This window comes from Polaribacter sp., from assembly GCF_036480315.1.
GTDB lineage: Bacteria > Bacteroidota > Bacteroidia > Flavobacteriales > Flavobacteriaceae > Polaribacter.
In genome coordinates this window covers 129,680-142,574 of the sequence record NZ_JAZGGG010000055.1, presented here as the reverse complement: position 1 = coordinate 142,574, position 12,895 = coordinate 129,680, and the positions used below count along the sequence as shown (strand labels likewise).

The 12,895-nt window shown below is 27.3% G+C and carries 12 protein-coding genes; 8 read left to right on the top strand and 4 right to left on the bottom strand.

Features of this window, described 5'->3' with window-relative positions:
• Positions 1–1,347 (bottom strand): Trk system potassium transporter TrkA, encoded by a 1,347-nt coding sequence (gene trkA, locus V3V28_RS11910; RefSeq protein ID WP_331365234.1) that lies wholly within the window; start codon positions 1,345–1,347, stop codon positions 1–3.
• A gap of 169 nt (positions 1,348–1,516) precedes the next feature.
• Between trkA and radC the strand changes: the two genes are divergently transcribed.
• The 4 genes from radC (at position 1,517) to V3V28_RS11890 (ending at position 5,450) form a co-directional block, all read left to right on the top strand.
• Positions 1,517–2,203 carry a RadC family protein gene (radC, locus tag V3V28_RS11905; RefSeq protein ID WP_331365233.1) on the top strand — a complete coding sequence of 229 codons (687 nt, stop codon included), beginning with the start codon at positions 1,517–1,519 and terminating at the stop codon, positions 2,201–2,203.
• A 78-nt stretch (positions 2,204–2,281) separates the two neighbouring features.
• Positions 2,282–3,586 carry a polysaccharide deacetylase family protein gene (locus V3V28_RS11900; RefSeq protein ID WP_331365232.1) on the top strand — a complete coding sequence of 435 codons (1,305 nt, stop codon included), beginning with the start codon at positions 2,282–2,284 and terminating at the stop codon, positions 3,584–3,586.
• 1 nt (position 3,587) lies between these two features.
• A complete protein-coding gene (locus tag V3V28_RS11895; protein ID WP_331365231.1) occupies positions 3,588–4,469 on the top strand; it encodes a hypothetical protein in 882 nt (293 codons plus the stop codon).
• Entirely contained in the window at positions 4,470–5,450 is a 981-nt protein-coding gene (locus V3V28_RS11890) for a polysaccharide deacetylase family protein (RefSeq protein ID WP_331365230.1), read from the top strand.
• A gap of 186 nt (positions 5,451–5,636) precedes the next feature.
• On the opposite strand, the gene V3V28_RS11885 is transcribed toward V3V28_RS11890, so the two are convergent.
• Both V3V28_RS11885 and V3V28_RS11880 read right to left on the bottom strand, forming a co-directional pair.
• The gene (locus V3V28_RS11885; protein WP_331365229.1) at positions 5,637–6,902 is read right to left on the bottom strand and encodes an oligosaccharide flippase family protein; all 1,266 of its coding nucleotides are present in this window, start codon (positions 6,900–6,902) and stop codon (positions 5,637–5,639) included.
• A gap of 1 nt (position 6,903) precedes the next feature.
• Positions 6,904–8,037, bottom strand: coding sequence for a glycosyltransferase family 4 protein (locus tag V3V28_RS11880; RefSeq protein WP_331365228.1), 1,134 nt, complete (start codon positions 8,035–8,037; stop codon positions 6,904–6,906).
• 78 nt (positions 8,038–8,115) lie between these two features.
• Here V3V28_RS11880 and V3V28_RS11875 point away from each other — a divergent pair, with 78 nt between their 5' ends.
• From V3V28_RS11875 to V3V28_RS11860, 4 genes are all read left to right on the top strand, one after another.
• A complete protein-coding gene (locus V3V28_RS11875; protein WP_331365227.1) occupies positions 8,116–8,799 on the top strand; it encodes a YjjG family noncanonical pyrimidine nucleotidase in 684 nt (227 codons plus the stop codon).
• 34 nt (positions 8,800–8,833) lie between these two features.
• Positions 8,834–9,382: a hypothetical protein gene (locus tag V3V28_RS11870; protein ID WP_331365226.1), complete on the top strand. Its 549-nt coding sequence runs from the start codon at positions 8,834–8,836 to the stop codon at positions 9,380–9,382.
• A complete protein-coding gene (locus tag V3V28_RS11865; protein WP_331365225.1) occupies positions 9,375–10,751 on the top strand; it encodes a DUF5723 family protein in 1,377 nt (458 codons plus the stop codon). The genes V3V28_RS11870 and V3V28_RS11865 overlap by 8 nt, the downstream gene beginning before the upstream one ends.
• Positions 10,752–10,917: 166 nt before the next feature.
• Positions 10,918–11,592 (top strand): hypothetical protein, encoded by a 675-nt coding sequence (locus V3V28_RS11860; protein ID WP_331365224.1) that lies wholly within the window; start codon positions 10,918–10,920, stop codon positions 11,590–11,592.
• On the opposite strand, the gene V3V28_RS11855 is transcribed toward V3V28_RS11860, so the two are convergent.
• The gene (locus tag V3V28_RS11855) at positions 11,589–12,860 is read right to left on the bottom strand and encodes a replication-associated recombination protein A (RefSeq protein WP_331365223.1); all 1,272 of its coding nucleotides are present in this window, start codon (positions 12,858–12,860) and stop codon (positions 11,589–11,591) included. The genes V3V28_RS11860 and V3V28_RS11855 overlap by 4 nt on opposite strands.
• Positions 12,861–12,895 lie beyond the last annotated feature (35 nt).

Sequence of the window (12,895 nt, the reverse complement as noted above, 5' to 3'; positions counted from 1 at the left end):
TTATTTAAATAGACTTTCTACAGTTTCTATGGCTTCTGGTAAACAGAAAACAATTACTTTATCACCAGTTTGAATTTGCATTGTTCCAAAAGACATTAAAGCTTTTCCATCTCTAATTATACCCCCAAAAACAGCTTCTCTTGGAAAACCTAGATTTTTAATTGGTTCTTTAGTTACTTTAGCATTTGCTTGCACTTCAAATTCAAAAACTTCAGCATCTATATTATGAAGATTTGCCAAGGCAAGAATTTCTCCTTTTCTAATATGCCTAAAAATATTACTAGCGGCAATTAGTTTTTTGTTGATAAGAGACTCAATGCCAATTGTTTGGGAAATATCGATATAGTCCATGTTTTCAACCAACGCGATGGTTTTTTTAACACCTTTAGATTTTGCTACTAAACAAGACATAATATTGGTTTCAGAATTACCTGTAACCGCAATAAAAGCATCTGTTTCTCTAATGTTTTCTTGCTCTAATAATTCTAAATTACGTCCATCACCATTAATAACTAAAGTATTACTTAACTCTTCAGCCAAAGCTTCAGCTTTTTCTCTATCTTTTTCAATCAATTTAACTTTAAAGTTATCTTGACAGAGATTTCTTGCCGTTTTTTTACCAATACTACTTCCACCTAAAATCATTACGTTTTTAATATTGAACTGCTTTTTTCCAATAATAGGATACAGGTCTTTTATGCTATAATTTGGTACAGAAAAATAAACTTGATCATTTAGTTCATATGTTGTGTCTCCACGAGGAATAATAGTTTGCGAGACGTTTTCTCTTTTTATAGCAATGGTAATAAAATCAACATTAGAGAACTTCTCTTTTGCCTCTTTAACAGTTAAGTTTATTAATGGAGATTGGTAAGTAAGTCCGGTTCCCATAATATTAAAAACACCACTTTCAAACTCTACCGTATCGTTAAAAGAAGATTGATTTAACAGCATTTTAATCTCATTTGCTGCTAATTCTTGAGGAGATATCATAAAATCTAAACCGAATTTAGTGAAATCAACTTCGCAATTTTCTAAAAATTCTGGATTGTCTATTCTAGCAATTGTCTTTTTTGCTCCTAAAGATTTACCAATAACAGAAATTGTAAAATTTGTGTTTTGACTATCTGTAACCGCAATTAATAAATCGGCAGAATCAATACCAATTTCTTTAAGTAGCTTTATAGAAGTTGCATCACCTTTTTTGGTAATAACATCTAAATGATTGTTGATATAAGTTAATTTATCACCATCGAAATCTATGATATACGTATCTTGAGATTCGTAAGAAAGTAGTTTAGCCAAGTGAAACCCAACGTCTCCAGCACCAGCTATAATAATCTTCATATTTAAAATATAGAAATAGACTACAAAGATACAAAAGTCTTCAAACTCTTTTTTTAAAATGTGATTTTCTTTTATTACACGTTCTTAATATCAATGCAAAAGCGGTAAGTTGAAAAAGTGAAGTATTAGTTAATTTACATTTTAGTACTTTTATAAAAAAAAATGCTAAATGGAAAAATTAACCATTAAATCTTGGGCTTTAGATGATAGACCTAGAGAAAAATTAATTGCTAAAGGAAAAACTGCACTTTCTGATGCAGAGTTAATTGCTATTCTTATTAGTTCAGGAAACAGACAAGAAAGTGCTGTTGCCTTGTCTAAAAGAATTTTACAATCTGTAAATGGGAATATTAATGAGTTGGCAAAGCTTTCTGTTGAAAAACTAATCACTTTTAAAGGAATTGGTGAAGCAAAAGCCATTGCAATTATTACAGCGTTAGAACTAGGAAAAAGAAGACAGTTAGAAGTTGCTTTAGAAAAGCCAAAAATTACAAGTAGCAAAGATGTTTTTAATTTAATGCAACCTATTATAGGCGATTTAGAACACGAAGAGTTTTGGGTACTTTTTTTAAATAATTCAAATAAAGTTTTGGCAAAGTCACAGATAAGTAAAGGTGGATTAACAGCAACAATTGTAGATGTTCGTCTGTTATTTAAACGAGCATTAGAGTTGACTTCTGTTGGTATTATTGTTTGTCATAATCATCCTTCTGGAAAATTAGAACCAAGTAATGCAGACAAACAATTGACTCAAAAAATTAAAGAAGCAGGAGTTACTTTAGATATTAAACTTTTGGATCATTTAATAATTACTGAAAAAGCGTATTTTAGCTTTGCAGATGAAGGGCAATTATAGTCCTAAGTCATCAGTAGACAGTTTTTATTCAATTGCTCACTGAATACTGCCTACTGCAAACTGCCAACTAAACAAAAAATGATATTAGTTTATACACATAAAATTACCCCAAGAGTTCGTTATATTTTTAAGCATATTCTTACAAGAATTTTATTGATTCCTGTAGATTTTACTTCAAAAGTAGAAGAATTTGTAGCGTATAATGGACCTAAACTTACATATACTAAAACTCCACTTGGAAACGAGTTTTTTATAAAAAGTAACGATTTGTTATTTGAACAAGGTGTAAGTGATTTAGAAATTAACATTCAAAAATGGGATACTGTTCCTTGTTTCTTTATTACGGGCCCAAAATCTGCAATTCCTTTTGATATTTTTGCAGCAAGTTTTTATCTAATTTCGCGTTATGAGGAGTACTTACCACATGTAAAAGACATTCATGGGCGATATACAGCTGAACAAAGTTTGGCTTACAAAAAACGATTTTTAGAGAAACCTGTAGTTGATATTTGGACATATAAATTATTAGCAGCATTAAAAGAAAAATTTCCAGATTATGAATATAAAAACCGTAGTTATGAATTTATTTCTACGGTTGACATAGACAATGCATTTGCGTATAAGCATAAAAGTTTGGTAAGAAGTGTTGGTGGTTTTTTTAATGACCTTTTTAAGTTTAGACTTTTAAATGTTTGGAATCGTTTTGCGGTTGTTTTTAAAATTAAAAAAGATCCATTTAATACATTTGATAAAATTTTAGATGTTAAAAAAAGATATGATATTAAAACTATTTTTTTCTTTTTAGTAGGAGATTACACAACGTTTGATACTAATGTTTCTGCATCAAAAAATAAATATAGATTACTTATTAAAGAGATGGTAGATTATGCCAGAGTTGGTTTGCATCCTTCTTATTTTACAATGCAAAACGCAACATTATTAAAGAAAGAAAAAGAGAGATTACAAGAGATTACAAACATGCCAGTAACACGTTCTAGACAACATTTTTTACGTTTTAGTTTACCTGAAACCTATCAAAATTTAATAGATTTAGAAGTAGCAGAAGATTTTTCTATGGGGTATGCAAGTAATGTTGGTTTTAGGGCAAGTACTTGTACTCCGTTTTATTTTTACGATTTAGATTTTGAAATTCAAACGCCACTTAAAGTATTTCCGTTTGCGCTAATGGATACCACTTTAAACGATTATATGAAGTTAACACCAAAACAATCTTTGGGTAGAATTAGAGATTTAAAAAACGAAGTAAAAGCAGTAAATGGTACTTTTATAACCTTGTTTCATAATGAAACTTTAAGCGATTATCTACGTTGGAAAGGTTGGAAACGATTGTATGAATCTATGATTAAAATTGCGACTTCTTAAAATGATTCAATACATAAAAAGAGAAAATATTGATGTTGCAAAATATGATGTTTGTATAGAGAATTCTATTCAATCTAGAATTTATGCATATTCTTGGTATTTAGATATTGTTGCTGATAATTGGGGTGTTTTAGTTTTGAATGATTATGAAGCTGTAATGCCTATTCCATGGCGAGTAAAATATTTTATAAAGTATGTGTCACAGCCTGATTTTTGCCAACAATTAGGAGTTTTCTCTAAAAAAGAGATTTCTGAAATACTTCAAAAAAAAATGACACAAGAAATTCCAAATAAATTTTTAAAAGTAATATTGAATTTTAATTCGGCAAATTTTTCTACACCAAAAATGAAATTAAGGAAGAACTATGTTTTAGAATTAAATACAGATTACTCTAGAATTTTAAAATCCTTTTCTAAAGGAAGGAAACATGCAGTAAAAAAAAGTGAAAAGAATCATTTATATATAAAAAACACAACAATTATAGAGTTGATCAAAATGAAAAGGGAGTTTTATAAACATGAAACTTTTTCTTCTGAAATAATTGAGAGATTATCGTATTACTTGTTATCAAATAAGAAAGGATTTATCTTGGGAGTTTATAAAGAAGAAGCCTTGTTGGGTGGCGGTTTATTTTTAAAGTCTAATAATCGAATTACATATTTATTCTCTTCTTTTAACTCTGAAGGGAGAAAATTACAAGCAGCAAGTTTTTTAATAAATAATATTATAAAAAGATATGTAAATTCTAATTTTGTATTAGATTTTGAAGGAGGTAATTTACCAAATATTGGCTCTTTTTTTAAGAGTTTTGGCTCAAAAAACGAAATGTACTATCAACTAGAAAATAATAGTTTGTTGAACTTATTAAGATTAAAAAAATAGATGAATGCTTTTTTTGAAAACTTGTTAATTAAACTAATATCCAAATCAAATCAACGGATATTGCTACCTTTTTACCATAAAATTACAGACGAAGAAAATACATTTACCAAGCACTTATATCCACCAAGAAAAATTAATGATTTTAAAGCTGATTTAAGAGTTTTACAGAAATATTACAAACAAATTTCAGTACAAGAATTTTCTAGGATTTCTAAATCAAAAAAAAAAATAACAAAAAATTACTTTCATTTAAGCTTCGATGACGGTTTGTCTAATTTCTATAAAGTTGCTGCGCCTATTTTATTAGAAAATAATATTTCAGCAACCCTATTTGTAAATTCAGATTTTGTAGATAATAAAGCACTATTTTATAGATATAAGGCAAGTTTACTATATCAGTTTTATGAAGAATCTTCTAAAAAAGAGAAGAATAAGTTTTATGATTTTTTTGATAAAAAAAAGAATATCAGAGAAAGTCTGTTTTCAATTAACTTCAATAATAAAGCACTTTTAGATGATATAGCAAATGCTATCGATTATAGTTTTGAGGAATATTTAGAGAGAGAAAAACCTTACCTATCTTCACTACAAATTGAAGAATTGATAGAAATGGGTTTTACGATAGGAGCACATTCTAAAAATCATCCTCTGTATACTGATATTTCTTTTGAAGAACAAATAAACCAAACAACAGATAGTATAAATTGGTTGGTTGAAAAATTCAATATAGACTATAAATTATTTGCTTTTCCGTTTACAGATTTAGGGGTTTCTAACACCTTTTTTGAAGAGCTATCTAAAGAACAAATAATTGATGTTAGTTTTGGAACAGCAGGAATAAAAAAAGATTCTTTTGAAACAAATTTTCAACGATTAACTTTTGAAATTGGGAGCCAAAATGGAGAAAGTTATTTATTGAAAGAATATATTAAATACTTTTTAAAAAGACCTCTTAAAAAAAATACTATGCCCAGGTATTAATGATTTCGCTGCAAGATATTAAGTTTTAAGAACAAACTCATCTAAAAAAAATGTTGGTTAGGATAATGTTTCATCTAATACAAAAAAAAGCATTTCTATAGAAATATTTTATCACAAAAGAGCTAGAAAAATCATTAGAAGATAAAGAAGAATTTACAATTCAATCTGGAGATGGTGATGTTGTTTTTATCTAGTTTTTGTTAACACTTTTTCATACAAAAAGTAAAACCATACTGCAGATAATATTCCAGTAAACCACATTAAAATAGAACTTGTTATTGCAGCTCCTAGAATACCATATTTTGGGATTAAATAATAGTTAGCAATTACATTAAAAAGCAATGCTAAAGAAGCAATGTAATAATTTATATAGGCTTTACCAATTGAAGATAATAAGTTGCCAAAGATACCGCGAAGTGTAAAAATACCTGTAATACCAAACATTAAAACTAAAAAGGTGTTCGAAAATTGAACAAAGTTTTTATCTAAAGTCCACAGAATTTCTTTTGAAAAAAACCAAGATATAATTAACATAAATACACTCACTAAACTAAATAATAATAGGTAACTTTTTATGTAGTTTATAATGTATCTCTTATCATAAATTTTTTCTGTAAAAGCTACAAAATCTGTTGAAATAAATACTCTTGGTAAAAACAGTAAACTAAACGGAATTAGAGAAATATATCTATAATTAGTTACCATTTCGGTATCATTAAGTAAATAGCCAATCAATAAAATGTCAATAACAAAAAGTAGTTGCGTAACTACGTTAGATAAACTTGCAAAGAAACCATATTTCCAAAATTTTAAATTCGTTATTTTAAGTTTTTCAGTGGAAGTAAAGTCTATTTTTAGACGTTTAATAAACAGTAAAGTAGTAATTAACGGCGTTAAAAGTAAGGCAAAGGCATAACCAATTTCTTGAAAAAAGTAGCTTAAAAAAAAGACAGAAATTACCAAAATAAGACTACGAACTATTTCTGTATACGCAAAAGATTTATTGTCATGATTCAATCGAAATTGTGCATTAATAATAGAGAGTAAAAAAGAAGGTACTATGACGAAAGACAAAATAACAAGGTAAAATTGTGTGTTTTCAAATTTAAAATTAATAAAAAAACTACATAAAATTATTACAAAAATCATTAGTAATGAGGCTAATATTCCTTTTTTTAAAACATAAAGAAATAAACTGTTTTTTTCTTCTTTAGTTTTTAATAAAGCGCCATACCTTATTAAACTCTGGTGCAAACCAAAACCACTTATAGGAATTATAAAAACAACAATGTTGTAGGCAAAAAGCACAACACCTAACTCTTTGTTAGGAATTAGTTTCAGTGCAAACCAAGCCGCTAAAAAAGAAAATAATCTAGCAAAAACAGTAGCAATAAAAACATAACTACCTTTTCTGCCTAAAAAATTTGAAATGTAAGAAGTTATTAAATTCAAATTATTTTTTTAAAGATTGATAGTAAAGTAAAGAAAATTTATCTAAAACCACTTCTTTATTATATTGTTGTTTTATAAAAGTATGCATTACATCCGTATCTATATTAGCAAAAGTATTTTTTGAATTTAAGATTTCATTAAACAATAATTCTTCATTTTTTATTGGAATTACTTTACAAAAATCAAGTTCCTTAAAATCAATTGCAATACCAGTATTTGTTGCAATAACAGGAGTTCCACATGCAATTGCTTCAGTAATTACAATACCAAAAGTTTCGTAATTACTAAAAGAAATACAAACTGAAGCATTTTGTAAATTAGAAACTAACTCTTTTTGTGTTTGATGTTCTATAAATGAAATCTTCCCTTTTTTAAGATCTAATGTTCTTAAATATTCTTGATAGTCATCACCGTTATTTCCAATAAAATTCCATTCAAAATAATCTAGTTTGTCTTCTAACAGTTTTGCAACACGTAACATTCCAGAAATGTTTTTGTGGTTATCTTTTAAGCTAGAAACATGTACTAATTTCAAAGTTTTATGCTCTTTTTTCTTCGGAAGAAATAAGTCTGTATCTACAACGTTTGGTACGGTTACGAAATTCCCTTTAAAACCTAAATTCTGCATGTTTTTAGTAAGATAATTACTAACTGTAGCAATTGCATATGCTTTTTTTACAATGCGTTTAGAAATCAATTTTTCAAAAAATGAAATCTTTAACTTAGAGGCTTCTAAATAACCTGTAAAATGTTCAGTAATTATAAAAGGTTTTTTATAAAACCATTTTAAATGTAATGCAAATAAACCAAAAGGAAATATTTCATTTAGATGAACAACGTCAAATTGATTTATTTTTTTTAATAAAACTAAATAAGATTTCCAAAACCATATTAATTTTAAAATAGGATTTTTTGTTTGCTTAACATAAGCAATGTGAGTTTTAACATCATTAATTTCAATAAATGTAGTTTCAATATTTTTCTTACAATTTTTATCAGAAACAATATGTATCACAGAAATATCGTGTTTTGTAGAAACTGCTTCTGCGTGTCGTTGTATAAAATCGCCATTAGTAGGAAATACCTTAGAAGGATACCAGCCACATAAAAAAAGAATATTAAGTTTTTTAGTCAAAAGAATTAAGTGATAAAATATTTCAACAAATATAACGCGTAAAAGAGTTTTTTATTTAATAATTTCTATTTTTAGCAAATGAATATTAAACATGTTTTTTTTGACCTTGATCATACTCTTTGGGATTTTGAAAAAAATTCTGAATTAACTTTTGAAAAAATTCTTTCAGAAAACAATATTAAGATTAAAATAGAAGTTTTTTTGAAAGTTTATATTCCTTTAAATTTTAAATATTGGAAACTATACAGAGAAGAAAAAGTGTCTAAAGAAGAGTTAAGATATGGTAGACTTAAAAAAACGTTTGATGCAATTAATTATGAAGTTTCAGATGAAATAATAAATAAATTGGCTGATGAATATATTGAAAACCTTGCTAATTTTAATCACCTTTTCGCTGGTACATTTGAAATTTTAGACTATTTAAAAGATAAGTATCAACTGCATATTATTACAAATGGTTTTGAAGAAGTACAAAGCAAAAAAATGATTAATTCTAAAATTCATCATTATTTCGATAAAATTATTACATCAGAATCTGTAGGTGTAAAAAAACCAAACCCAAAAGTATTTAATTATGCATTAACAATTACAGCTGCAAAAAAAGAACAATCTATTATGATAGGTGATAATTTAGAAGCAGACATTCAAGGTGCTTTAGATGTTGGTATAGATGCTATACATTGTAATTTCGATAACTCTAAAATTGAAACAAATAAAATTAAAACTGTTTTTACATTATTAGAATTAAAACAATATCTTTAACCACATAAACGTTTAAAAATAAAATCAATATTAAATGAGTACCCTAACAAAAATACCCTTACTATTTTTCTTATTAGCATTTATTTCATGCGCAGACAATTTAGATTTTAATCAAATTGATGATTATAATGCTACGCCAGCAATTACATCTTCATTAATTTATTTCACTGTTTTACCTATTCAGTTTTTTGATGCAACAGGAACTGCTCTAGTATTTGAAGTTATTGACGAATCAGAAATTAGAGTTTTTGATAATGATTTTGTTAGAGACAAGTTCGTAAAAGTTGATTTTAATATAGAAATTAAAAACGAATTCGATAGAGATTTTGCGATACAAATAGATTTATTAAATGGTAATAACACAATTACACATCGTTTTGATGAATTAGAAATTCTGGCAAATAACTTAACGTTTACAAACAAACAAACCGTAGAGGTAAGTGCTAACTTAAATATAAAAAACTCAACAAGAATAAGAGTAACTATTAAAATTGAAAACACAACAACTCCTTTAGATAAAGAGAATACAGATAAGTTTGAGTTTAAATCTTCAGCAACAATTTATTTTAATACAGATGCTTAATATAAAAAAAATTAGTATTCTCTTATTTGTCTTTATCGGAATAAAAAACTATTCACAAAATAAACAAGTTTTGTATGGTTTTGCAGAGTTACCACAAACCTTAATGCTAAATCCAGGTGCAGAAACTAATTATAAATTTCATGCTGGCATTCCTTTATTATCTGGGTTTTCTGGTGAGTTTGGTTCTACTGGTTTTGTTATAAGAGATGTTTTTGATGCAGATAATAGACCAATTAATGATAAGATATCAGAAGTTTTAAATAAATTAGATATTAGAGATCATCTAGAAATTAATTCTCAAATAGAAGTTTTAAGTGGTGGTTATAGATATGATGATAATACCTATTTTAGTTTTGGTTTTTATGAAGAAATAGATGGAATCGCTTATTTTCCTAAAGATCCTTTAACTTTAATTACTGAAGGAAATGCTGCGTATTTAAATAAGAGTTTCGATTTATCGCAAATTTTATACAAGTTAGATGCTTTTGGAGTTTTACATTTTGGAGCCACAAGAAAGGTAAATGAAAACTTAACGATAGGAGGTAGGTTTAAAATTTATTCATCAGCTTTTAATATGCAATCATCTAATAACTCTGGTACTTTTAGAACAGAAGAAGGTTCAGATAATATTTACCGACATTATTTAGATAATATAGATGTAAATTTAAAAACTTCGGGTTTAGTCGCAGATAATGAACTTGTAAAAGATCCTGGAACATATTTAGGAAATACCTTTTTTGGATCTAATTTAGGTTTGGGTTTAGACTTTGGAGTTACTTACCATTTTTCACCTCAACTAGAGTTTACAGGAAGTATTATAGATTTAGGTTTTATTCATCATAAAAAAAACATTAAAAATTCTACTGCAAAAGGAAGTTTTGTTTTTGAAGGTTTAGAGTTTGAATATAACTCTGCAGACCCAACAAATTATTGGGCAGAATTAGACAAAGATTTTAAAGAAAAACTGCCATCTGGATCAAATGAAGATTCTTATATTTCTTGGCGACCTACAAAAATAAATGCAGCTTTAAAATATAGTTTTGGAGAACGAAGAAGTAAAATTTGTTATGACAATACTTATAAAGATTTTTATAAAAATGCAATAGGTGTTCAGTTATATTCTATTTTTAGACCATTAAGCCCACAATTAGCATTAACTGGGTTTTACGAAAAAAGTTTTTCAAATAAATTACATGCTAAAATTACATATACTATAGACGATTACTCTTATTATAATATAGGTGCAGGTTTATCTGCTCAAATAGGAAAAATTAATTTTTATGGAATGGTAGATAATATTGCTGAATTTAGCGATATTGCATCAGCAAATAATATTTCTTTACAATTAGGAATGAATTTAATATTTTAATAAAATGATAAAAAAAATAGTAACAGTTTTTATTTTTTTAATAACGATATCTTTATACAGCCAACAAAAAAATATTAATAATTACAAGTATGTAATTGTATCTAATCAGTTTGAATTTTTAAAACAATCTGACCAGTACCAAACTAGTTCCTTGACTAAATTCTTGTTGAAGAAAAAAGGCTTTACCGTTTTTTTAAGTAATGAAAATTTCCCCAATGAACTTGTACAAAACAGATGTTTGGCTTTAACTGCAGATGTAGTCGATGAATCTAGTTTGTTTAAAGTAAAAAGTAAAATTCAATTAAAAGATTGTTTTGGTGTTGTTATTTATACTTCACAAGAAGGAAGAAGTAAAGAAAAAGATTATAAAAAATCATATCATGAAGCAATTAGAAAAGCATATGCTTCCTTAGAAGCATTAGATTATTCTTATGAACCTTTAGAAGTTAAATCCATAAAAAAGGAAACAGTAACAGAAAAAGGAGTAGAAGAGAATATTAACGCTCCTATAAGAGAAGTAATTTCGGGAAAAACAAAAGTTCCTGTAAAAATAGTAAGTGACGTTAATGTTGTTATACCAGTAAGGGAAGTTAAAACTAAAATTATAAGTACAGAATTACTAGTTACTAAAAATGTTTTATATGCACAAGCTATTGAAAATGGTTTTCAATTAGTAAACACAAAACCATCGTTAGTTTTCCAATTATTAAAAACTAAAGTTAAAGACGTTTTTATTATCAAAAATAAAAACGGAATCTTATATAAAAGTGGTAATACTTGGGTTGCTGAATATTATAATAAAACTTCTTTAGTTGTTGAGAGATATCAGATTAAATTTTAATAATCATATCTGTTTTTCCATCTATTTTTTAAAATTTCTCTAAACTGATTTTCTCTTGAGTTTTGTCCAGGTTCATACAATTTTGTGCCAGAAATTTCACTGGGTAAAAATTCTTGTTCTGCAAAGTTATTAGGGTAGTTGTGCGAATATTGGTAGTTTTTACCATAATCTAAATCTTTCATTAATTTAGATGGAGCATTCCTTAAATGTAACGGTACGGATAAATCACCCGTTTTTTGCACTAAATTTTGAGCTTCACCAATTGCTAAATAAGAAGCGTTACTTTTTGCTGAATTTGCTAAATAAACTGCACATTGACTTAAAATTATTCTTGATTCTGGGTTGCCAATAATTGAAACAGCCTGAAAAGTATTATTTGCCAATATTAAAGCAGTTGGGTTTGCATTACCTACATCTTCAGAAGCCAAAATTAACATCCTTCTTGCTATAAACTTTACATCTTCACCACCTTCAATCATTCTTGCCAACCAATAAACTGCAGCGTTTGGGTCGCTTCCACGAATCGATTTTATAAATGCTGAAATAATGTCATAATGTTGTTCGCCAGTTTTATCATATCTAACTGTGTTCTTCTGTATTTTTTCTAAAACAAGTTTATTCGTTATTTCAATTTCATCATCGGTAGAAACCAATAATTCAAAAATATTTAATAGCTTTCTTGCATCTCCACCAGAAACTTGAATCAATGCATCTGTTTCTTTTAATGTTATTTTTTTGGTTGATAAAAATTCATCTTTTTCCATTGCCCTATGCAACAGTGCAATTAAATCATTTTTATCAAAAGAATTTAAAATATAAACTTGACTTCTAGAAAGTAGGGCAGGAATAACCTCAAAACTTGGGTTTTCTGTAGTTGCGCCAATTAAAGTAACCCAACCTTTTTCTACAGCACCTAATAAAGAATCTTGTTGAGATTTACTAAATCTATGAATTTCATCAATAAATAAAATAGGATTTTTTGCTGTAAATAAACCACCACTTTTTTTAGCTTTTTCTATAATTTCTCTTACATCTTTAACCCCAGAGCTTATTGCGCTTAATGTGTAAAAAGGCCTATTAGATTCCGTAGCAATAATATTTGCTAATGTGGTTTTACCAATTCCCGGAGGTCCCCATAAAATTAAAGACGGTATAATCCCTTTCTTTATTAAATTAGTTAAAACACCATTTTTGCCAACTAAATGTTGCTGACTGATATAATCTTCTAATTTTCTAGGTCTAATTCTTTCTGCCAAAGGTTCATTCATTCAGTAAAAATAACAAAGATTTCTGACAGAAATTG